This window comes from Sanguibacter sp. HDW7, from assembly GCF_011300875.1.
Taxonomy (GTDB): Bacteria; Actinomycetota; Actinomycetes; order Actinomycetales; family Cellulomonadaceae; genus Flavimobilis.
The window spans coordinates 918,973-940,946 of record NZ_CP049862.1 but is presented as its reverse complement, the minus strand read 5'-3'; the positions used below and the strand labels follow the sequence as shown (position 1 = coordinate 940,946).

Annotated in this window: 21 protein-coding genes; 7 read left to right on the top strand and 14 right to left on the bottom strand. The window is 72.3% G+C overall.

The window, feature by feature from the left end; genetic code table 11:
- Window positions 1-9 precede the first annotated feature (9 nt).
- On the top strand, window positions 10-990 hold the full coding sequence (locus G7063_RS04290) for an iron ABC transporter permease (RefSeq protein WP_166413290.1): 981 nt from the start codon (window positions 10-12) through the stop codon (window positions 988-990).
- Complete coding sequence (locus G7063_RS04285; protein ID WP_166413289.1) at window positions 987-2,051, top strand: iron chelate uptake ABC transporter family permease subunit; 1,065 nt, start codon at window positions 987-989, stop codon at window positions 2,049-2,051. The genes G7063_RS04290 and G7063_RS04285 overlap by 4 nt, the downstream gene beginning before the upstream one ends.
- A gap of 168 nt (window positions 2,052-2,219) precedes the next feature.
- Here the strand turns inward: G7063_RS04285 and G7063_RS04280 are convergent, their stop codons facing one another.
- From G7063_RS04280 to G7063_RS04245, 8 genes are all read right to left on the bottom strand, one after another.
- Window positions 2,220-3,530: a thymidine phosphorylase gene (locus G7063_RS04280; protein ID WP_166413288.1), complete on the bottom strand. Its 1,311-nt coding sequence runs from the start codon at window positions 3,528-3,530 to the stop codon at window positions 2,220-2,222.
- Window positions 3,531-3,646: 116 nt separating this feature from the next.
- Window positions 3,647-4,051 (bottom strand): cytidine deaminase, encoded by a 405-nt coding sequence (locus G7063_RS04275; RefSeq protein ID WP_255454243.1) that lies wholly within the window; start codon window positions 4,049-4,051, stop codon window positions 3,647-3,649.
- Window positions 4,052-4,107: 56 nt separating this feature from the next.
- Window positions 4,108-5,403: an ABC transporter permease gene (locus tag G7063_RS04270; protein ID WP_166413286.1), complete on the bottom strand. Its 1,296-nt coding sequence runs from the start codon at window positions 5,401-5,403 to the stop codon at window positions 4,108-4,110.
- A complete protein-coding gene (locus tag G7063_RS04265) occupies window positions 5,400-6,704 on the bottom strand; it encodes an ABC transporter permease (RefSeq protein WP_166413285.1) in 1,305 nt (434 codons plus the stop codon). The genes G7063_RS04270 and G7063_RS04265 overlap by 4 nt, the downstream gene beginning before the upstream one ends.
- Window positions 6,701-8,218: an ABC transporter ATP-binding protein gene (locus tag G7063_RS04260; RefSeq protein ID WP_166413284.1), complete on the bottom strand. Its 1,518-nt coding sequence runs from the start codon at window positions 8,216-8,218 to the stop codon at window positions 6,701-6,703. The genes G7063_RS04265 and G7063_RS04260 overlap by 4 nt, the downstream gene beginning before the upstream one ends.
- Before the next feature lie 82 nt (window positions 8,219-8,300).
- Window positions 8,301-9,407: a BMP family protein gene (locus tag G7063_RS04255; RefSeq protein ID WP_206188207.1), complete on the bottom strand. Its 1,107-nt coding sequence runs from the start codon at window positions 9,405-9,407 to the stop codon at window positions 8,301-8,303.
- A gap of 371 nt (window positions 9,408-9,778) precedes the next feature.
- Window positions 9,779-10,972 (bottom strand): amidohydrolase, encoded by a 1,194-nt coding sequence (locus G7063_RS04250; protein WP_166413283.1) that lies wholly within the window; start codon window positions 10,970-10,972, stop codon window positions 9,779-9,781.
- Window positions 10,973-11,048: 76 nt separating this feature from the next.
- Window positions 11,049-12,218, bottom strand: coding sequence for a mannose-1-phosphate guanylyltransferase (locus tag G7063_RS04245; protein WP_166413282.1), 1,170 nt, complete (start codon window positions 12,216-12,218; stop codon window positions 11,049-11,051).
- Window positions 12,219-12,434: 216 nt separating this feature from the next.
- On the opposite strand from G7063_RS04245, the gene sdhC reads away from it, so the two are divergent.
- Genes sdhC through G7063_RS04225 form a run of 4 tightly spaced genes read left to right on the top strand, consistent with a single transcriptional unit; the run spans window position 12,435 to window position 15,883 of the window.
- A complete protein-coding gene (gene sdhC / locus G7063_RS04240; protein ID WP_240916181.1) occupies window positions 12,435-12,809 on the top strand; it encodes a succinate dehydrogenase, cytochrome b556 subunit in 375 nt (124 codons plus the stop codon).
- A 2-nt stretch (window positions 12,810-12,811) separates the two neighbouring features.
- Window positions 12,812-13,264 carry a succinate dehydrogenase hydrophobic membrane anchor subunit gene (locus tag G7063_RS04235; RefSeq protein ID WP_166413280.1) on the top strand — a complete coding sequence of 151 codons (453 nt, stop codon included), beginning with the start codon at window positions 12,812-12,814 and terminating at the stop codon, window positions 13,262-13,264.
- Window positions 13,265-13,316: 52 nt separating this feature from the next.
- Entirely contained in the window at window positions 13,317-15,116 is a 1,800-nt protein-coding gene (gene sdhA / locus G7063_RS04230) for a succinate dehydrogenase flavoprotein subunit (protein WP_166413279.1), read from the top strand.
- Window positions 15,116-15,883, top strand: a complete 768-nt coding sequence (locus tag G7063_RS04225) for a succinate dehydrogenase iron-sulfur subunit (RefSeq protein WP_166413278.1) — start codon at window positions 15,116-15,118, stop codon at window positions 15,881-15,883. Before sdhA ends, G7063_RS04225 begins: the two co-directional genes overlap by 1 nt.
- A 181-nt stretch (window positions 15,884-16,064) precedes the next feature.
- Here G7063_RS04225 and G7063_RS04220 read toward each other — a convergent pair whose 3' ends face one another.
- The 6 genes from G7063_RS04220 to sigE form a co-directional block, all read right to left on the bottom strand.
- Window positions 16,065-16,601, bottom strand: coding sequence for a 2'-5' RNA ligase family protein (locus G7063_RS04220; RefSeq protein ID WP_166413277.1), 537 nt, complete (start codon window positions 16,599-16,601; stop codon window positions 16,065-16,067).
- Window positions 16,598-17,629 (bottom strand): tryptophan--tRNA ligase, encoded by a 1,032-nt coding sequence (gene trpS / locus G7063_RS04215; protein WP_166413276.1) that lies wholly within the window; start codon window positions 17,627-17,629, stop codon window positions 16,598-16,600. Before trpS ends, G7063_RS04220 begins: the two co-directional genes overlap by 4 nt.
- Window positions 17,630-17,727: 98 nt before the next feature.
- Window positions 17,728-18,132: a twin-arginine translocase TatA/TatE family subunit gene (locus tag G7063_RS04210; RefSeq protein WP_166413275.1), complete on the bottom strand. Its 405-nt coding sequence runs from the start codon at window positions 18,130-18,132 to the stop codon at window positions 17,728-17,730.
- The gene (locus G7063_RS04205; protein ID WP_166413274.1) at window positions 18,132-19,685 is read right to left on the bottom strand and encodes a S1C family serine protease; all 1,554 of its coding nucleotides are present in this window, start codon (window positions 19,683-19,685) and stop codon (window positions 18,132-18,134) included. Before G7063_RS04205 ends, G7063_RS04210 begins: the two co-directional genes overlap by 1 nt.
- Entirely contained in the window at window positions 19,682-20,581 is a 900-nt protein-coding gene (locus G7063_RS04200) for an anti-sigma factor (protein WP_166413273.1), read from the bottom strand. Before G7063_RS04200 ends, G7063_RS04205 begins: the two co-directional genes overlap by 4 nt.
- Window positions 20,578-21,132: an RNA polymerase sigma factor SigE gene (gene sigE, locus G7063_RS04195; protein WP_166413272.1), complete on the bottom strand. Its 555-nt coding sequence runs from the start codon at window positions 21,130-21,132 to the stop codon at window positions 20,578-20,580. The genes G7063_RS04200 and sigE overlap by 4 nt, the downstream gene beginning before the upstream one ends.
- A 183-nt stretch (window positions 21,133-21,315) precedes the next feature.
- On the opposite strand from sigE, the gene G7063_RS04190 reads away from it, so the two are divergent.
- Window positions 21,316-21,951, top strand: a complete 636-nt coding sequence (locus G7063_RS04190; protein WP_370520741.1) for an O-methyltransferase — start codon at window positions 21,316-21,318, stop codon at window positions 21,949-21,951.
- Window positions 21,952-21,974 lie beyond the last annotated feature (23 nt).

Here is a 21,974-nt window from a genome sequence, read left to right as displayed (position 1 = left end):
ACACCCGCGGTGACGAGGACGACGGCCGGCGTGGCCGTCGTCCTCGTCGTCGTCGCCGCGGCCGGGCTCGCCGTCGGCTCGACCCTCGTGGCTCCCGGCGACGTCGTGCGGGCCCTGCTCGACCCGACGGCCTCGGACCCGGCGACCGTCGCGGTCGTCACGGGGCTGCGGCTGCCGCGCACCGTCCTCGGGGTCGTCGCGGGCGCGGCGCTCGGGCTCGCGGGCGCGCTCACGCAGGTCCACACGCGCAACCCGCTCGCCGACCCGGGACTGCTCGGCGTCACCTCGGGCGCGGGGCTCGCGGTCGTCGCCGGGATGGCATTCGCGGGTCTCACCTCGCCCGGGGCGACCGTGTGGTCCGCGGTCGCGGGCGCGGCCGTCGCCGGCGCCCTCGTGCTGCTCGTCGCGGGCCAGGTGCGGGCGTTCGGCCCCGTGACGACGCTCGTGCTCACGGGCGCCGTGACGAGCGCGCTCCTCGGGGCGCTGACGACCGCGATCCTCCTCACCCACGAGCCGATCATGCGCTCGTTCCAGGGCTGGTCGACGGGCGCGCTCGCGGGACGTCCGCTCGACCTCCTCGGCGTCGTCGCCCCGCTCCTCGTCGTCGGCATCGCGCTCACGTTCGTCAACCTGCCCGCGTGGCCAGGGCTCGCGCTCGGCGACCAGGTGGCCGCCGGTCTCGGCCGTCACGTCGTCGCCGACCGCGTCGTCGGCGTGTGCGCGGTCGTCGCGCTCGCGGCCGCCGCGACCGCGATCGCGGGTCCCGTCGGGTTCGTCGGGCTGCTCGCCCCGCACGTCACCCGCAGGTTCCTGCCCGACGCCCCCGTCGCGGCCGTCCTCCTCGCGGCACCCGTCGGCGCGGCGCTCCTCGTCCTCGCCGACGTCGTCGGGCGTGTCGCGGCCCCGACCGGTGAGCTGCCCGCGGGCGTCGCGATCGCGTTCGTCGGCGCCCCCGCCTTCGTGCTTGTCGCCCGGGCGGTGACGCGATGAGCGCGACGCTCCCCACCTCGCACGCCGGGCCGAGCCCACGTCACGCGGCCCGCGCGGTGCTCGTGCGTCGCGCCATCGTCCTGGCCGTGCTCGTCGGCGTCGGATTCACGCTCGCGGCCGTCGCGCTCGCGACGGGAGACGTCGCAACCACGTGGGCCGACGTCCTCGCCGCGCTGCGCGGCTCCGACGCCCCGGGCGCGACGTACGTCGTCGCCGAGCTCCGCCTCCCCAGGGTCCTCGGCGCGCTCCTCGTCGGCGTCGGGCTCGGCGCCGCGGGCGCCGTCACCCAGTCCCTCCTGCGCAACCCGCTCGCGAGCCCCGACATCATCGGCGTGACGGCCGGCGCGAGCACCGCCGCGGTGCTCGCGCTCGCGGGCGGGACCGCGCTCACGACCGCGCAGGGCTGGCTCACGGGGATGCCGGTCGCGCTCGCCGCGCTCACCGGCGGGCTCGTCGCCGGGGCGATCGTCCTCGCGTGCGCCTGGCAGCGCGGCCTCACGCCCCACAGGGTCGTCCTCGTCGGCCTCGGCGTCAACGCGGGCTTCGGCGGCCTCACCTCGTGGGTGCTGCTGCGCGCCGACCTCTCGGGGCTCGCGACCTCGCTCACATGGCTCACGGGAAGCCTCAACCAGGTGCGGACGGCCTCGCTCGTGCCGGTCGCGCTCGGCGTCGTCGTCCTTCTCGTGTGTCTCGGGCTCACGGGGCGCACGCTCGGGCTGCTGCGCTACGACGCGCGGGTCGCGGCGGCTCTCGGAACGCGGGTCGGGGCCGCGCAGCTCGTGCTGCTCGGTCTCGCGATCGCGCTCGCGTCCCTCGTCACGGCGGTTGCGGGGCCCGTGCCGTTCATCGCGTTCGTCGCACCGCAGGTCGCTCTCGTCCTCCTGCGGACCGAGGGGCCTCCGGTCGCGGGCGCCGCGGTCGTCGGCGCGGTGATGATGCTCGGCGCGGACCTCGTCGCGTCCCGCGCGTTCCCCGAGCCCCTGCCCGTCGGCGTCGTCACGGCCTTCGTCGGCGTCCCCGTGCTCCTGCTCGTCCTCCTGCGCGCCCGCAGCCGGGCGTAGGACGCTGACCGTCGCCGTCCTGGCTCAGCGCGGTCCCGCGGCTTGCGCGGTCCCGCGACTTGCGCGGCTATGCAGCCTGCGCGGCTACGCTGCCCCGCGGTCCCGGAAGTCCGGGCCGATGGCTGCTGGGGGGCAGCCATCGGCCCGGACTCTCGGGACCGCAGTCGCTCAGAAGCCGCTGATGCGGTCCATGACGAGCGGCGTCGGCGTGAACCCGGCGCCGTCCGTGACGTCGAACGCACCGTCGAGGGCCTCGAGCGCGCGCCCGAACCTCTCGGGCGTGTCGGTGTGGAGCGTGAGGAGCGGCTGCCCCTTGCGCACGGTGTCGCCGGGCTTGGCGTGCATGACGACGCCGGCGCCGGCCTGCACCGGGTCCTCGCGGCGGGCACGGCCCGCACCGAGGCGCCACGCGGCGATGCCGACGTCGTACGCGTCGAGCCGCGTGAGGACGCCGTCGGCGGGCGCGAGGACGTCCTGGGTCTCCGTGGCCCACGGCAGCTCGGCGTGGGGGTCGCCCTCCTGCGCCTCGATCATGCGGTTCCACACGTCCATGGCGCGGCCGTCGGCGAGCGCGGCGCGCACCTCGTCCTCGCCGACGGGCTTGTGGGCGGCTGCGAGCATCTCGACGGCGAGGGCGACGGTGAGGTCGACGACGTCGCGCGGGCCGCCGCCCGCGAGGACCTCGACGGACTCGCGGACCTCGAGCGCGTTGCCCGCGGTGAGGCCGAGGGGCGTCGACATGTCGGTGAGCAGCGCGACGGTCCGCACCCCGGCGTCGGTGCCGAGGTCGACCATGGTGCGCGCGAGCTCGCGCGCACGCTCGAGGTCCTTCATGAAGGCGCCCGAGCCGACCTTGACGTCGAGCACGAGCGCGCCCGTGCCCTCGGCGATCTTCTTGCTCATGATCGAGCTCGCGATGAGCGGGATCGCCTCGACGGTGCCCGTGACGTCGCGCAGCGCGTAGAGCTTGCGGTCCGCGGGGGCGAGGCCCGAGCCGGCCTGGCAGATGACGGCGCCGAGCCCGTCGAGCTGCGCCATCATCTCGTCGTTCGTCAGCGCGGCGCGCCAGCCGGGGATCGACTCGAGCTTGTCGAGCGTGCCGCCCGTGTGGCCGAGGCCGCGGCCGGAGAGCTGCGGCACGGCGACGTCGAACACCGCGACGAGCGGGGCGAGGGGCAGCGTGATCTTGTCGCCGACGCCTCCGGTCGAGTGCTTGTCCGACGTCGGGCGCGAGAGGCTCGAGAAGTCCATGCGCTCGCCCGAAGCGATCATCGCGGCGGTCCAGCGCGCGATCTCGGGACGGCTCATGCCGTTGAGGAGGATCGCCATGTTGAGCGCGGCCATCTGCTCCTCGGCGACGACGCCGCGCGTGTAGGCGTCGATCACCCAGTCGATCTGGGCGTCGCTCAGCACCTTGCCGTCGCGCTTGGCGACGATGACGTCGACGGCGTCGAACGCCTCGGTCCGGGACGTGGTCATGGGGTCCTCCTACGGTCGGTCGGTGCGGCCCGGTCGGGGCCGCGGGGGTGCGCCGCTGGGACGCTCGGTGCGCGGGTCGCGCTCGTGCGCGCCCCAGGGCGCGGGTCGGTGCGCCGTCAGGCGCGGGTGACGAAGTCGTCGGGCCCGAACGCGTCGGGCAGCACCTCGGTCATGGGGCGGATGCCGGAGACGGAGTCGACGAGCAGCTCGGGGCCGCCGTGCTCCCACAGGAGCTGGCGGCAGCGGCCGCACGGCATGAGCTTGTTGCCGTGGCGGTCGACGCACGCGAACGCGACGAGGCGTCCACCGCCCGTCGCGGCGAGCTGCGAGACGAGCCCGCACTCGGCGCACAGGCCCACGGGGTACGAGGCGTTCTCGACGTTGCAGCCGACGACGACGCGGCCGTCGTCGACGAGCGCGGCGACGCCGACGGGGAACTTCGAGTACGGGACGTACGCGCGGGTCATGACCTCGCGCGCGGCGGCGCGGAGCGCCTCCCAGTCGATCTCAGGTGCGGTCACAGGGTCCTCCAGCGTGACGGACGCCCCGCGGCCTGGTGGCCGCGGGGCGTCGACGGTCATTCCTTGACGTAGGCCGTGCCCGACGCCGCGGGTGCACGCGACCGGCCGATGAGGCCGGCGACCGCGAGCAGCGTGACGACGTACGGGAGCATGAGCATGAACTGGCTCGGCACAGGCGCCTGGACGATCGACATGGCGCTCGCGAGCGCCGTCGAGAACCCGAAGAGCAGGCCCGCGAGAGTCGCCTTGATGGGGTCCCACTTACCGAAGATCACGGCGGCGAGGGCGATGAAGCCGGCGCCCGCGGTCATGTTCTTGCCGAAGCCCGAGACGGAGACGAGCGTGTAGTACGCGCCGCCCATGCCGACGATCGCACCGGCGACGAGCAGCGCGCGGTAGCGCACGCTCTTCACCTTGATGCCGACGGTGTCGGCGGCGAGCGGGTGCTCGCCGACGGCGCGCAGGCGCAGGCCCCAGCGGGTGCGGAACATCGCGAACCAGATGGCGGGCACCGTGAGGTAGAGGAGGTACACGATGATCGACTGGTGGAACAGCGCCGAGCCGATGATCGGGATCTCGCTGAGCACGGGGATGGACACCCGCGGGAAGCGCACCGTGCTGTTGTAGAGGTCGGCCTGCGGCACGAGCACCTGGGAGTAGATGAAGCTCGTGAGACCCAGGACGAGGACGTTGAGGACGACACCGACGATGACCTGGTCGACGCGGTAGGTGATCGTGAAGACGCCGAGCACGAGCGCGACCAGGGCTCCCGCGAACATGCCCGCGAGGAGGCCGGCCCAGGGGCTCTGGGTCATGGTGCCGACGATGGCCGCGACGAACGCCGAGCCGAGGAGCTGTCCTTCGATCGCGATGTTGACGACGCCCGCGCGCTCACCGATCGTGCCGCCGAGGGCGCCGAAGATGATCGGCACCGCGAGAAGGATCGACGAGCCGAGGAGGTTCGAGACCGGGACGTCGCTCGGCGAGCCTGCACCGGCCCAGCCGAGGAACCCTGCGAGGAACACGACGCCGAAGACGACGCCGACGTACCAGGGGGTGCGCCGACCGGAGCGCCACAGGACCCAGCTGAGGACGGCGAGGACGAGGCAGATGACGACGGACGCCCATGCGAGCGGCATCGCGGGGACCTCGAGGCTCGGGATCTGCAGTGCCTCGCTGCCGCCGGAGAGCCGGAAGCGGACGTCGCCCTCGCGCGGCACGAGCCCGACGATCGCGAGGAGGATGGCGGTCGCGGCCGAGAGGACAATCGCGAACTTCGTGCTGATGACCTCGACGTGGCGCAGCTGCCCGGAGACTGACTGCTCGTCGGGGACGGTCGTGGGGGCGCTCATGCCGCCACCTCCTTGCGAACGCGGCGCGCGGCCTTCGCCGTGCCGGGGGCCGGGAGCCTGAAGATGGCCCGGACGAGCGGTGGTGCGGCGATGAAGAGCACGATGAGGGACTGGATGACCGTGACGATCTCGATGGGGATCGTCTCGGCGGCCTGCATCGTGGCGCCGCCGGACTTGAAGGCGCCGAAGAGGATGCCGGCGCCGAGCGTGCCGAGCGGGGTCGAGCGGCCGAGCAGCGCGACGGTGATGGCGTCGAAGCCCATACCTGCGTCGACGTCGGTCGAGAAGCCGGTCGTCGAGGTGCCGAGGACCTGTGCCGCCCCGGCGACGCCGAGCATCGCGCCCGAGACGAGCATCGAGTAGACGGTCGTGCGCTTGACGTCGATGCCTGCGACGCGCGCGGCCTTGGGGTTCTCCCCGACGGCACGGAACGAGAAGCCGAGGCGCGAGCGCTCGAGCAGCCACCACGTCACCGCGACGGCGGCGAGCGCGAGGAGGAAGCCCGCGTGGAGCGGGAACCCGGAGCCGAAGAGGTCCGGCAGGATCGCCGTCTCCTTCATCGGCGGCGTCTTCGGGTTCGCGGACCCGGGAGCCTGCAGGAGGCCGGGGGTCGCGAGGAGGAAGAACAGCAGGTAGTACGCGGTGTGGTTGAGCATGATGGTCGTGATGACCTCGTGCGCACCCGTGGCCGCCTTGAGGAGGCCTGCGACACCGGCCCAGAGGGCTCCGGCCGCGATGCCGACGACGATCGCGAGCACGAGGTGCAAACCCGCAGGCAGGTCGAGCGCGAAGCCGACCCAGCCGGCGCCGATCGCGGCGAGGATCATCTGACCCTGGCCACCGATGTTGAAGAGGCCTGCACGGAAGCCGATCGCGAGGCCGAGACCGGCGGCGATGAGCGGCGTCGCGTACGTGAGGGACGTCGCGAGCGGACGGATGTTCTCGAGGAACGTGTCACCGGCCGGGTTCCAGATCGCGCCGCGCAGGAGCGCGCCGTACGCGTCGCGCACGGTGGTCCACGCGGCGGCGATCATGTCGCCGGGCTTGGAGAAGAAGTAGGTCGCGCTCTGACGGACCGTCTCGTCGGTGGCCGCGATCATCACGGCGCCCGCGAGGAGCGCGAGGATGACGGCGCCGACGGACACGCCCCACGACCCGCCGACGATCTCGCGCCAGGCCGTGGAGAAGCGGTTCTCGGGCTCGCCCACTGGAGCGGTGGGCGCGGGCGCCGCAGAAGCGCCGGGCGTCGTGGCGAGGCTGTGGTCGTCGCCCCCGGGCCGCGGGTTCTCGGTGGTGCTCATGCGGCTTCGCTCTCTTCTGCCGGGATGCCGGCCATCATGAGGCCGAGGACGTCACGCGGGGTGTCCGCGGGGACGATGCCGACGACACGGCCGCGGTACATCACGAGGATGCGGTCCGCGAGGGCGACGGCCTCGTCGAGCTCGGTCGCGACGACGATGACGGGGATGCCCGAGTCGCGGGTCGCGACGATGCGCTTGTGGATGAACTCGATCGAGCCGACGTCGACGCCGCGCGTCGGCTGGGAGGCGACGAGCAGCCGCAGGTCGCGCGAGAGCTCGCGCGCGAGGACGACCTTCTGCTGGTTGCCTCCCGAGAGGCGCCCGGCGTGCGTCGTGATGCCCTGCGTACGGATGTCGAACTCGGCGACCTTTTCCTCGGCGAAGCGGTCCCGCTCGGCGAGCTGGAGCGACCCCGCCTTGACGAAGGGAGGCCCGTCGGTGCGGTCGAGGATGAGGTTCTCGGCGACGGTGAACGTGCCGACGAGGCCGTCGTGGCCGCGGTCCTCGGGGACGAAGCCGATGCCTGCGTCGAGGAACTGGCGGACGTTGCGCCCGACGAGGTTCGTACCGTCGAGGCGGATCTCCCCGGAGGCGGGTGCGACGAGGCCGAGCAGCGCGTCGGCGAGCTCGGTCTGCCCGTTGCCCTGGACGCCGGCGATGACGAGGATCTCGCCGCCACGGACGGAGAACGAGAGGTCGTCGACGAGGACGACGCCCTGGGCGTCGACGATCTCGAGCCCCTCGACCTCGAGGAGCGCGTCGGAGTGCTGCGGCGCGTCCTTGTGGACGACGAGCTCGACGGCACGCCCGACCATGAGTGAGGCGAGGTCGGCGTCGCTCGAGCCGGGCTCGGCCTCGCCGACGACGGCGCCACGACGCATGACCGTGATGCGGTCGGCGACCTCGCGCACCTCGCGGAGCTTGTGGGTGATGAAGACGATGGCAGTGCCCTCGGCCTTGAGCTGGCGCATGATCGCCATGAGCTCGTCGGTCTCCTGCGGCGTGAGCACGGCGGTCGGCTCGTCGAAGACGAGGACGCGCGCGTCGCGCGAGAGCGCCTTGATGATCTCAACGCGCTGCTGCACGCCGACGGGCAGGTCCTCGACGATCGCGTCGGGGTCGACCTGGAAGCCGAAGCGGTCGGCGATCTCGCGGACCTTCGCCCGGGCCGCGTCGAGGTCGAGGCGGCCGCCCGCCTTCGTCTGCTCGTGGCCGAGCATGACGTTCTCGGCGACGGTGAAGACCGGCACGAGCATGAAGTGCTGGTGCACCATGCCGATGCCTGCGGCCATCGCGTCGCCGGGTCCTGCGAAGGTGACCTTCTCGCCGTCGAGGAGGACGTCGCCCTCGTCGGCCGTGTAGAGGCCGTAGAGGACATTCATGAGGGTGGACTTGCCGGCGCCGTTCTCACCGAGGAGGCAGTGGATCTCCCCGGGCTCGACCGTGAGGTCGATGTGGTCGTTGGCGACGAGGGCGCCGAAGCGCTTGGTGATGCCGCGCAGCTCGAGCTTCATCGGTCGGTTCCTTTACGGAGGGTGGAGCTGGGCACGCGTTCTCCCCGGGGCGGGCGCGCCGCCCCGGGGAGAACGCGTGGTGTCACTTCGCGAGGTAGGACGTGACCTTGACCTCGCCGCTGATGATCTGCGCCTTGAGGGCGTCGACCTCGGCGACGAGGGTCGCGTCGACCTTGCTCTCGAAGTTGTGCAGCGGCGCGATGCCGACGCCCGCGTTGGCGAGCGTGCCGACGTACGCGTCGAACGAGAACTCGCCCTTGCCGGCCGTCATGACCGAGTCGTAGACGGACTGGTCCATCTTCTTCTCGATCGACGTGAGGATGTACTTCTCCGTCTTGGGGTCGGTCTTGAAGACGTCGGCGTCGACGCCGATGATCGCGATCTCGCGGCCGGAGTCGTCGATCGCCGGGAGGGCGGCCTGGTAGATCGGGCCACCGACGGGGAGGAGGACGTCGACACCCTGGTTGATGATCGAGTCAGCGGCCTCGCGGGCCTTCTGGTTGTTCTCGAAGCCACCCGTGAACGTGCCCTTGTCGCCGCCCTCGAAGCCGATGACCTGGACGTTGGCGCTCTTCACCTTGTTGTAGTGCTCGACGCCCTGCTTGAAGCCGTCCATGAAGATCGTCACGGTCGGGAAGGGCATGCCGCCGTACGTGCCGACCTTGCCCGCCTTGGAGTAGCCCGCGGCGAGGTAGCCCGCGAGGAACGCGGCCTGGGCCGTGTCGTAGACGAGCGGCTTGATGTTCTCCGCGTCCTTCTTGCCGTCGAAGTCGTTGTCCGCGGCGTCGTCGACGAGGACGTACTGGACGTCCGGGTTCGCCTTGGCGGCCTCGACCGTCGCGGCGGACAGCGCGAAGCCGACCGACGTGATGAGCGAGCAGTTCGCCGTGAGGAGCGAGTCGAGGTTCGGCTTGAAGTCCGCGTCCGACTTCGACTGGACCTCGCCGGCCTTGACGCCGAACTCGGCGGCCGCCTTCTGGAGGCCCTCGAAGGAGAGCTGGTTGAACGACTTGTCGTCGAAGCCGCCGGCGTCGGAGACGATGCAGGGCTTGAAGCCGTCGACGGGCTTGACCGTCTGGACGGGCGTCGGCGCGGCCGACGTCGCGCCGTCGCCGGGGGCCTCGGCGCACGCGGCGAGCGCGAGCGCGGCCACGGCCGCGACGGCCGTGAGCTTGATGGTCTTGTTCACGCGGATCTCCTCAGCAGATCTCTCGGACGTCGCTCGACGATGCAGGCGCGGCGTTTCCGACGGACATCGTCGGCCGTCGCGCCACTTCTCACCGGGAGCGTGGTGAGACGACTCTATCGAGGGGCTGGCACAGGTCCAGCGTCGCGCAGGTCCCCGAGGGCGTTCCGTTACGCAGTCGGTACGGATGGTCTCGCGGGCGGGACAGGGCGTCTCACCCATCGGGAAACTGGCATCCCGAAGACGGGTTCGCCACCGGTCGCGTGACCTGCGTCACGCGCCGGACGTGGCCCCGCCCGCCACAGCAAGACCGCAGACCACACGCGCGGGACCGCGCAACCGGACGCTCACGCCGGCAGCTCGTGACAGCGCCCTCATCGGTCGACGTCGAGCGCGACCGCGGCGAGCAGCCTGGCCCCGAGCGTGATCGCTTGCTCGTCGGGGACGAAATCCGCTTGGTGGAGGTCCCCCGGGCGAGAGCCGGGCGTGCGCGTCCCGAGCCGGGCGAGCGCGCCCGGCACCTTCGTGAGGTACCACGCGAAGTCCTCCCCGCCGAGCGACTGCTCCGTGAGAACGGCGGCGTGCGGCCCGACGGTGGCGCGGACCGCCCGGTCGAGCGCGCGCGTGCACGCCTCGTCGTTGACGACGGGCGGCACGCCGCGGATGTGCGTGAGCTCTGCGGTCACGCCGAATGGCGCGGCCACGTGCGCGACCGCATCCACGAGCACCGGCCCGGCAAGCTCGGCGGCACGCGCATCGAGGCTGCGCAGCGTTCCCCTGAGGAGGCCGCGCGTGGGGATCGCGTTGTGCGCGTCGCCTGCGCGGATCGTGCCCCACGTGAGGTTGATGCCCGAGCGCGGGTCGAGGCGCCGCCCGAGGATGACGGGCAGCTGGGTCGCGAGCTGCGCGAGCGCCGCGACGACGTCGCCCGTGAGGTGGGGCCTCGACGTGTGCCCGCCGAAGCCCTCGACGCGGATCGTGATCTCGTCGGACGCCGACGTGATGGGGCCGATGCGCGTCCCGACGAGACCGACGTCGAGCTTGGGCTCGCAGTGCACCGTGAAGATCCTGGCGAGCCGCTCCGTGACGCCCTGCTGGAGCAGGTCGAGGGCGCCCCCTGGCTGCACCTCCTCAGCCGGCTGGAGCACGAGGCGGACGGGGTGCGGCAGCGGCTGCTCACGGTGGAGCCGCGCGAGCGCGATCCCCGCACCGAGCACGACCGCGGTGTGGACGTCGTGGCCGCACGCGTGCGAGACGCCGGGGACCGTCGACGCGAACGGAAGCCCTGTCGCCTCGGGCACGGGCAACGCGTCGAGATCGGCGCGCAGGCCGATGCGCGGACGCGTGTCGCCCTCCCCCACCGTGCCGATGTCGCACGTGAGCCCCGTGCCGGCGAGCATGCGCGGCTCGAGCCCCTCGGCGCGCAGCCGCTCGGCGACGAGCGCCGTCGTGCGCACCTCGGCGCGAGCGAGCTCGGGGTGGGCGTGGACGTCGCGCCGGAACGAGACGAGCTCGTCGGCGAGCTCGTCGACGAGCTCCGCGAGGCGCGGGACGGCGTGGCTGCTCATGGTCCGAGGTTATCCCCGCGCGCAGGTCGGACCCCGCGACGTCCGCGCCTGCCTGGCGCGGACGTCTTCCCGCACGTCAGAGCAGGTCGTCGCGGCCGCGGTCCCGGACCGCGTCGACCGCGGCCTTGACCTGCTGCGCGCGGGCGCGTGTCGTGACGAGCACGACGTCGTCCGTGTCGACCACGACGACGTCGTCGAGGCCGAGGAGGACGATCTGGCGCCCCGCGGCCGGGACGACGACGGAGCCCGCGCTCTCGATGCGCAGGACCTGGTCGCCGTCGCCGAGGACCTTCGATCCGCTGCCGTCCACCGCGGGCAGGAGCGCCGCGAGAGAGTTGAAGTCGCCGACGTCGTCCCAGCCGAAGTCGCCCGGGACCATCGCGACGCCGCCCGCAGCCGCGACTGGCTCGGCGATCGCGTGGTCGATCGCGATCTTCTCGAGCGTCGGCCACACGCGGGCGAGGACCTCGGCGCGCGCGGGCGTGTCCCAGGCGCGCGCGACCTCGCGGAGACCGTCGTGCAGCTCGGGACGCTCGCGCGCGAGGTGCGCGAGCAGGACGTCCGAACGCGTGAGGAACATCCCCGCGTTCCAGCGGTACTCGCCCGACGCGAGGTAGGTGCGTGCCGTCGCGGCGTCGGGCTTCTCGGTGAAGCCGCGCACGCGCCGCACGCTCGGTGCCCCCTCGAGGCCGAGCGGGTCACCGCCGTGCACGTAGCCGAACGCGACGGACGGGCGCGTCGCCGCGATGCCGATCGTCGTGACGTAGCCCGCGCGCGCGGCCTCGATGCCCTCGCGCACGGCCGCGACGAACGTCGTCGTGCTCGTGATGACCTGGTCGGCCGCGAACGAGCCGAGGACGACGGGACCGTGGCGCTCCTCGAGCACGGCGGCCGCAAGTCCGATCGCCGCCATGGAGTCGCGCGGGCTCGGCTCGGCGAGCACGTCGGCGTCGCCGAGCGACGGGAGCTGGGCCCGCGCCGCCTCGACGTGACGGGCCCCCGTGACGATCGTGACGCCCACGTCGCCGAGGTCGGCGAGGCGGTCGACCGTCGCCTGGAGCAGGCTGCGGCCCGAGCCGGTGAGGTCGTGAAGGAACTTCGGCGAGCCTGCGCGCGAGAGCGGCCACAGGCGTGTCCCTGCGCCGCCTGCCGGGATGACCGCGTGGAACGGCAGGTCGCCGGAGGCGACGCCGTCGGGCAGGGAGGGCACGACAGGGAGGGCCGGCGGGGTGGCGGGGCTCGTCATGACGACGATCCTAGGCGCAAGGGTCAGCAAGCCACGCCGGGCTTGTGCAGTGCGTCACAAACTCGGGGCCCATGCGCACAGTTCCGTCACCGTCGGCGCACGGCTCCCGCCGGAGAACACTAGAGTGGCTCCATGTGGCAGGACTTTCGTCCTCGCCACGTGTCAGGAACGACGACGCCGACGTCGCCGTCCGGAACTCGCCCCCGGGAGGCCATCGTGCCCAAGGCACCAGGCACCTTGTACCGCGGCCGTGAAGGCATGTGGTCATGGGTCGCGCACCGCGTGACCGGAGTGCTCATCTTCTTCTTCCTTCTTGTGCACGTGCTCGACACCGCGCTCGTCCGGGTCTCCCCCGAGGCGTACAACGCGGTCATCGGGACGTACAAGAACCCGATCATGGGTCTCGGGGAGGCCGGCCTCGTCGCGGCGATCGTCTTCCACGCCTTCAACGGCCTGCGGATCATCCTCGTCGACTACTGGGGCAAGGGCGCCAAGCACCACCGCACCCTGTTCTGGGTGGTCGTCGGCCTGTTCGTCGTGACGATGGCTGGCTTCCTGCCGCGTCACCTCATGCACGTGTTCGGAGGCTGACCGTGAGCACCCCCCTCATCACCGCACCGCGCTCCCCGTACGCGCGCCGCAAGACCACCCGGGGCAACTTCGAGCTCTACGGCTGGGTCTTCATGCGGATCTCGGGCGTCGTCCTCGTCGCCCTGATCTTCACGCACCTCTTCGTCAACCTCCTCGCGGGCGAGGGCATCAAGGCGATCGACTTCGCCTTCGTCGCCGGCAAGTGGGCGAGCCTCCCGTGGCGGATCGTCGACCTCATCATGCTGTGGCTCGCGATGATGCACGGCACCAACGGCGTGCGCACGATCATCAACGACTACGCCGAGAAGGACCGCACGCGCGGCGTCCTCAAGGTCCTGCTCTACTCCGCGTTCGTCATCGTCGTCGTCACCGGGACCCTCGTGATCTTCACGTTCGACCCGTGCCCCGCGGGCGCCGATCCCGCGCTGCTCGCGAACTTCTGCAAGCAGCTCTGAGCCCGGCCCCCGGCAAGCCACACCCGTCACGTCCCAGGAGGCATCAGAAGCGATGCAGACCCACCAGTACGACGTCGTCATCGTCGGCGCAGGCGGCGCCGGCATGCGCGCGGCCCTGGAGTCCTCGACCCGCGCCCGCACCGCCGTCATCTCGAAGCTCTACCCGACCCGGTCCCACACCGGCGCGGCGCAGGGCGGCATGTGCGCCGCCCTCGCCAACGTCGAGGAGGACAACTGGGAGTGGCACACCTTCGACACCGTCAAGGGCGGCGACTACCTCGTCGACCAGGACGCCGCCGAGGTCATGGCCAAGGAGGCCATCGACGCGGTGCTCGACCTCGAGCGCATGGGTCTGCCGTTCAACCGCACCCCCGAGGGCAAGATCGACCAGCGACGCTTCGGCGGGCACACGCGCAACCACGGCGAGGCCGCCGTGCGCCGCTCGTGCTACGCCGCCGACCGCACGGGCCACATGATCCTGCAGACGCTCTACCAGAACTGTGTCAAGCAGGACGTCGAGTTCTTCAACGAGTTCTACGTGCTCGACATCATCCTCGACAAGAACCTCGCGCACGAGGACGTCGCCGAGGGCGAGCCCGTCTCCGTCGCGGGCGTCGTCGCGTACGACCTCGCGTCGGGCGAGATCCACATCTTCCGCGCGAAGTCCGTCATCCTCGCGACCGGCGGCGCGGGCAAGATCTTCAAGACGACGTCGAACGCGCACACCCTCACGGGCGACGGCATGGCCCTCGCCCTGCGGCGCGGCCTGCCGCTCGAGGACATGGAGTTCTTCCAGTTCCACCCGACAGGCCTCGCGGGCCTCGGCATCCTCCTCTCGGAGGCGGCCCGCGGCGAGGGCGGCATCCTCCGCAACGGCGACGGCGAGCGCTTCATGGAGCGCTACGCCCCGACCATCAAGGATCTCGCGCCCCGCGACATCGTCGCGCGCTCCATGGCGAACGAGGTCCGCGAGGGTCGCGGCGCGGGCCCCAACAAGGACTACGTCCTGCTCGACCTCACGCACCTCGAGCCCGCGCACATCGACGCCAAGCTCCCGGACATCACGGAGTTCGCGCGCACCTACCTCGGCATCGAGCCGTACACCGAGCCCGTGCCCGTCTACCCCACCGCGCACTACGCGATGGGCGGTGTGCCGACGAACATCACGACCGAGGTGCTGCGCAACAACACCGACGTCGTCCGGGGCCTCTACGCCGCGGGCGAGGTCGCGTGCGTGTCCGTCCACGGCTCCAACCGGCTCGGCACCAACTCGCTGCTCGACATCAACGTCTTCGGCAAGCGCGCCGGCGTCGCCGCCGCGGAGTACGCCGCAGGCGCGTCGTTCGTCGACATGCCCGAGGACGCCGCCGCCGACACGATCGCCGAGCTCGAGGCCATGCGGTCGCGGCCCGACGGGGAGCGCGTCGCCGACCTGCGCCGCGAGCTGCAGGAGTCCATGGACCGCGGCGCCCAGGTGTTCCGCACCGAGGCCTCCCTCACCGAGACCCTCGCCGTCGTCAAGGACCTCCAGAAGCGCTACGGCAAGGTGTCCGTCCAGGACAAGGGACGCCTCTTCAACACGGACCTCCTCGAGGCCGTCGAGCTCGGCTTCCTCCTCGACCTCGCCGAGGTCGTCGTCGTGGGCGCGCTCGAGCGCAAGGAGTCGCGTGGCGGCCACTTCCGCGAGGACTACCCCGACCGCGACGACGAGCAGTTCATGGCGCACACCATGGCCTACCGCCGCGGCGACGCCGTGGCCGCCGACGCGGCCGGCATCCCCCCGCACGAGATCCGGCTCGAGCCGAAGCCGGTCGTGGTTACCCGCTACCAGCCGATGGAGCGTAAGTACTGATGACTGCGACGACCGAGCAGACCGCCCCCGCGACGTCCGTGGGCGAGGTTCCGAGCTTCCAGGTGACGCTGCGCGTGCGCCGGTACCTCCCCGAGGGCCCGCACGGCGACGACTCCTACTGGGACGAGCACGTGCTCACCATGCACGGGACGGATCGCGTCCTCGACGCGCTCCACAAGATCAAGTGGGAGCAGGACGGCTCGCTGACGTTCCGCCGCTCGTGCGCCCACGGCATCTGCGGCTCCGACGCGATGCGTATCAACGGCCGCAACCGTCTCGCGTGCAAGACGCTCCTCAAGGACCTCGACATCCGCAAGCCGATCACGGTCGAGCCCATCAAGGGCCTGCCCGTCATCAAGGACCTCGTCGTCGACATGGAGCCGTTCTTCGCGTCCTACCGCGAGATCATGCCGTTCCTCGTGACGAGCGGGAACCAGCCCTCCCAGGAGCGCATCCAGTCCCCCGAGCAGCGCGCGGTCTACGACGACACCACGAAGTGCATCCTCTGCGCCGCGTGCACGTCGTCGTGCCCCGTGTTCTGGACGGACGGGCAGTACTTCGGCCCGGCCGCGATCGTCAACGCCCACCGCTTCATCTTCGACTCGCGCGACGACGCGGCGACCCAGCGCCTCGAGATCCTCAACGACAAGGAGGGCGTGTGGCGCTGCCGCACCACCTTCAACTGCACCGAGGCATGCCCCCGTGGCATCGAGATCACCAAGGCGATCGCCGAGGTCAAGCGAGCGATGATCACGCGCGCGTTCTGATCCCCGACGCCTGACGCCCGGAAGGGCTCACACGCACGACGCGAAGGCCCCGGTCACCGCAAGGTGACCGGGGCCTTCGTGCTGCCCACGGAGCCCGCCCCTCCCCGGCTCGTAGGTCCGGAGCACCGTTCGACGGTGCTGGAGCCCTACGAGTCGCAGGAGCGGGTCGGGTGGCGCGGGATCAGCCCAGGGGGAACGAGCGGCGCGTGCGCCAGACCCCGTCATCGCCGTGCTCGTAGAGGTCGATCTCGGTGACCTCGAACGCCGCGTCGTAGTCCGCCATCGCGACGAACGCCGCGTCGAGCGCGTCGTCCGCGACCTCGTGCGCGACCGTGACGTGCGGGTGGTAGTGGAAGCGCAGCTCCTGCTCGAGCAGGCCGCTGCGGACGCGTCCCTCGAGCTGCTCGCACTCCGCGATGCCCTGCACCACCTGGACGAACACCACGGGCGAGACGGGTCGGAACGTCGCCGCTCCGCGCAGCCGCAGCGTGAATCGCTCAGCGCCCTGCGCGACGCGCGCAAGGTGCTCCTCGACGGCCGGCAGGTCGTCGATGTCGACGACCGTCGGGCCGAGCAGCGTGACGTGCGGCGGGATGAGGTCCGCGTACTCGTCGCCGGTCGCCCGGCGGGCGTCGACGAGCTCCGTGCCGAACGGCTCAGGGACGGTGAGCGAGACGCCGATCCGCGCCTGGCCGTCGCCGCGCTCGGGGATCCTCATCGGGCCGCCGATGCGGGGCGGACAAGACCGAGGCGGTCGTAGACGCGCTCGAGCGTCGTCGAGGCGACCTCACGAGCCCGAGCGGCGCCGCGGGCGAGGATCGCGTCGAGCTCGGCCGGGTCGTCGAGGTACCCCTGGGCGGTCGCCTGCAGCGGCGTGAGGAACTCGACGACGATCTCGGCGAGGTCGACCTTGAGGTGGCCGTACATCTTGCCCTCGTACTCCGCGACGATCTCCTCGATCGAGCGGCCCGTGAGCACCGAGTAGATCGTCAGCAGATTGGAGATGCCCGGCTTCTCCGCCGGGTCGAAGGTGATGACGGAGCCGTCGTCCGTCACGGCCGAGCGGATGTTCTTGCGCGCCTGCCCGATGTCGCCGAGCAGCTCGATCGAGCCCTTGCCGGACTCGGACTTGCTCATCTTGCGCAGCGGGTCCTGGAGGTCCTGGATCTTCGCGCCGGCCTGGAGGATGTGTGCCTCCGGAACGACGACGGTACCGTCGCCGAAACGCGTGTTGAGCCGGACCGCGAGGTCGCGCGTGAGCTCGAGGTGCTGACGCTGGTCCTCGCCGACCGGCACGAGCGCGGTGTCGTAGAGAAGGATGTCCGCGGCCATGAGGACGGGGTACGTGAAGAGGCCGACGGTCGTGCCGTCGTTGCCGTTCTTCGCAGACTTGTCCTTGAACTGCGTCATGCGACCGGCCTCACCGAAGCCCGTCTGGCACGAGAGCACCCACGCGAGCTCGGCGTGCTCGGTCACGTGCGACTGCACGAAGAGCGCTGCGCGCTCAGGGTCGACACCGCCCGCGAGGTACTGCGCGGCCGTCGCGCGCGTCCGGTGGCGCAGCGCCGCCGGCTCCGGGTTGACGGTGAGTGCGTGAAGGTCCACGACGCAGTAGAACGCGTCGTAGGAGTCCTGGAGCGCGACCCACTGGGACAGGGCCCCGATGTAGTTGCCGAGGTGGAGCGAGTCCTGCGTCGGCTGCATCCCGGAGAGGATGCGCGGGGTCGTCGGCGTCGTTGCGGGCATCTGCCCATCATGACAGGTGAGCACGGCTCGCACGTAATCCGCAGGCCGTCGGTGGACAGCCGCGCGGGGTGTCACGGCGGCCCGGGGAGGCGTCGTCGTCAGGTCGCCTCGTCGTCGAACGGGGCCAGCTCCCCTGCCACGAGCGGGGCCTGCGCGGCAGGCACCGTCACACGTGCCGCGGCCGCGCCCGCGGCGCCTGCAGCGACGCCCGCGCCGGCGCGCCGGGTGGCAGGTGCGGGATCGTCGAGCAGCGCCTCACGCACGATGCGTCGAGGGTCGTACTGCCGCGGGTCGAGCGCCTTCCAGTCGACGTCACCAAGCTCTGCGTGAACCTCCTCGTCGACGCGGTCGCGGACCTTCGTCACCTGCTCGCGCGCCGCGCGCACGAACTTGGCGAGCTGTCGCGCGTACTCCGGCAGGCGGTCAGGCCCGACGACGAGAGCGACGACGAGCAGGATGACGACGAGCTCTGCGCCGTTGACGTTGAAGAGGCCGCCGCCCATCAGTCGGCGTCCGCCTCGTCGAGCACGACGGAGACGTCACGGTCCGTGCTGCCCTCGCGGATCGTCAGCACGATCGTGTCGCCTGGCGCGAGCGCACGGATCGCGACGAGCAGCTCGTCCTCCTGCGTCACGGGTCGGCCGTCGATCCCGACGATGACGTCGCCCGGCTTGATACCGGCCTTGTCGGCCGGGCCTCCGGGCGTGACCGGGACCTCGTTCGCGGGCGCGTCCTCGGTGCGCAGGATGCGCACGCCCTCGCCCTCGTAGCGGTTGTCGAGGAGCGCGCCGATGATCGGCCGCGTCGCCGTGCCGGTCTCGATGAGCTGCTGCGCGGTGCGCCGCACCTGGTTGGCGGGGATCGCGAAGCCGAGTCCGATCGAGCCCGCGGCTCCCTGGCTGCTCCCTGGCGCCTGCGCGATCGCGGAGTTCACGCCGACGACCTCACCCACGAGGTTGACGAGCGGCCCGCCGGAGTTGCCCGGGTTGATCGCGGCGTCGGTCTGCAGCGCGTTGATCCACGATGTCGAGCCCTGGTCGCCGGCGGTGACTGGACGGTTGAGCGCGCTGACGATGCCTGTCGTCACCGTGCCCTCCAGGCCGAGCGGCGCACCGATCGCGATGACCGGGTCGCCGACGACGACAACCTCGGAGTCGCCGAGCGTCAGCGGCACGAGCCCCGTGCGCTCGACCTTGACGACGGCGAGGTCGTAGCCCTCGGTGCGGCCGACGACGGTCCCGGCGAGCTCGGTGCCGTCGGAGAACGTCACGGTGATCGGCGACTCGCCCGACGCACCCGCGACGACGTGGTTGTTCGTGATGATGAAGCCGTCGGCCGAGTACACGAAGCCCGACCCGGTCGCGCTGCCCTGAGAGCCACGGACCTCGAGCGAGACGACCGACGGCAGGACCGCGGCGGCGACGCCCGCGACCGAGCCCGGCGCGCGGTCCGCCGTGCCGCCTGACGGCTTGCCGGGCACCTCGACGACCGTGGAGCCGTTGCCGCGCCCGTCGTTGCGGGCGTCGAGGAGCACGGTCGTCCCGGCCGCGCCGACCGCACCGCTCACGAGGCCGAGGACGATGACGCCGACGACCGCGCCGGCACCGAGGCCACGGCCCTTCGGACGCGGACGGCCGCTCGGGAGGACGCCCGGAGGCGGGCCCCAGCCCTGCGGCTGCGCGACGTGGGCCTGTCCGACGTGCGGCTGCCCGGCCTGGGGCGGCAGCTGGCCGTAGGTCAGAGGTCCGCCCGGGGACGCGTGGAACGGCTGCTGCGGGCCCCCGGGGTGCGCATGGACCGGGCTCCCCTGCGTGCGCCCGTACGCGACGGCCGGCCCGCCGGAGGGCATGGCCGCCGAGGCGGCAGGCGTCGGGTGGCCCGCGGCCGGGTGCGGCGCGTACGGGGATGCGGACCCCGCTCCGGGGGACGACGGCGGAGCGAACGGCGACGCGGGCACCGCCGCGCCCGGGCCGGCGGGCGGCGGCGGCACGGGGGCTGGCCCCGGAGGCACGGGCGGTTGCCCTGGCTGAGCAGGCCCGGCGGACGGTTCGGTCATCGTGAGACCTCCTGGGTGAGCACTGACCAGCCTCGGGTGACACGCTCGAGGATGTCGCCCTGCGCCTCCCCCTCGAGCGACGCGAGCAGGTCCCGCGCGGGACCGTCGTCGACCGCGGCGTAGACCTCGACGACGACGTCGCCCACCTGGGTCGCGACGTGCCACGGCTCGGTCGTGAGCACGTAGACGGTGCGGCCGGCGACCGAGACCGCAGTGTGCTGCGCGAGCTCGGCCGCAAGTGTCCCGCGACGCTCGACGACGACGACGGGACCCGCCGGGGTGTCGAGGTCGAGCTCGAGAGAGTCGTCCAGCACGGTGTGGCTCGCGAGCGTCACGCCGTCGGGCAGCGCCGCCGGCAGCACCCAGCCGGCGCGCTCGAGGCTCGCGAGCACGTCACCCGAACCGGTCGTCGCCGCGACCCCGACCATGCCGGGCACGGGCGCGAGAGACAGCGTGCCGAGCGCGGAGACGCGCTCCGGGTCCGGGTTGACGAGCGGGGGACGGCCGAGCTCGGAGAGCCCGACGACGCCGAGCCCGACGACCGCGACAGAGGCCGCAGCCCACCGCCACGTCCGGTGACGGCGACGGAGGTCGCCCGTGAGCGCGGGGAACGCGCGGCCGCCGGTGTCGGGCCGCAGGTCGGGGTGCTGCTCGCGGCGCGGGACGTGGTGCACGACCGGCTGCGGGCTCGCGCCCGCAAGGATGCGTGCCGCGAGATCGGGACCGGGCGCGACGTCGCGTGCCGCGAGCAGCATCGTGCGAGCACGACGCTCGTCGACGAGCTCGCGCGAGCACTGCGCGCACACGACGAGGTGCGCCTCGAGCCGCTCGGCCTTCGCCAGGGGCAGCTGTCCGTCGACGTATGCGCTGATCCACGCGCCGAAGTGGCTCGTCACGGGCGCGCCTCGAGCGACTCGGCCCCCTCGGGAGCGCGGCGGTGGGCAAGCTCCTTGCGCAGCTGCGCGCGTGCCCGGTGGATGCGCGAGCGCACGGTGCCGAGCTTGATGCCGAGCGTCACCGCGATCTCCTCGTACGAGAGACCCTCGATGTCGCACAGGACGACCGCCGCACGGTACTCGGGAGCCAGCGCGTCGAGCGCATGCTGGACGTCGAGGTCGAGGTTGCCGTGCTCGAAGCCACGCTCGGGCTCGATCTCGGCCGAGCCGGGCACCCGCGCCGCGTCGTCCCCCATCGCGTCCATGCGGATGCGCTGACGGCGACGGGCCCCGTCGAGGAAGAGGTTCGTCGTGATGCGGTGCAGCCAGCCGTCGAAGTTACCGGGCTCGTAGCGGTCGAGCGAGCGCAGCACGCGGACGAAGACGTCCTGCGTGAGGTCCTCGGCATCGTGACGGTTGCCCGTGAGTCGGTAGGCGAGGCGGAAGACGCGCGCCGAGTGGTCCTGGACGATCTGCTCCCAGGTCGGCACGGTGCTCTCGACGTCGCTCACCGAGCCAGTCTCTCAGGAAGAGAGCCGGGACGTGAACCGCGTGCGCCACCGGCGAACATGGAACCGGTCACGAATCCCCCGGTCGCCGCGCCCGTCCGCCCGTGCCTGCTGCGGGCGCGGCGGTAGGATCGGCCCCAGGGCCGGCCGCGTACCGCGGCGGCCCGTACCGCCGACGAGGAGGACATCATCTCCAACGACAGGACACTGGCCTGGGACTACTGCGAGGACTACGTCGTCGAGGACGACGTCCTCCTGCGCGCACGTGAGCGCGCTGCCCAGTACGGCTGCCACGCGATCACGCCCGGCGCGGGATCCGTCCTGCGGCTTCTCGCCGCGACGCTTCGCGCCCGCACCGTCGTCGAGGTCGGCACGGGCACGGGAGTCGCGTCGCTGTGGCTCCTGCGCGGCATGGACGCCGACGGTGTCCTCACGACGATCGACGCGGAGGCCGAGAACCAGCGGGCGGCCAAGGCCGCTTTCACGGAGGACGGCATCCGGCCCGAGCGCGCCCGCACGATCAACGGGCGTCCCCGCGACGTCCTGCCGCGGCTCGCGGACGGCGCGTACGACCTGGTGCTCGTCGGCGCCGGCTCGACGCATGCGGCCGACCACGTCGAGCAGGCGCTGCGGCTCCTGCGCCCGGGCGGTGTGCTAGCCCTCGACGAGGCGCTGTGGCACGGCCGCGTCGCCGACCCCGCGCGCCGGGACGAGGCGACGACCATGGTCCGCGAGATCGGACGCACGCTCCGCGAGGACCCGCGCGTCCTGCCCGCGATGATCCCCTCGGGCGACGGCCTGCTCCTCGCGGTACGCCGCTGACCGTCCCGGTCGCGCACCGCTCC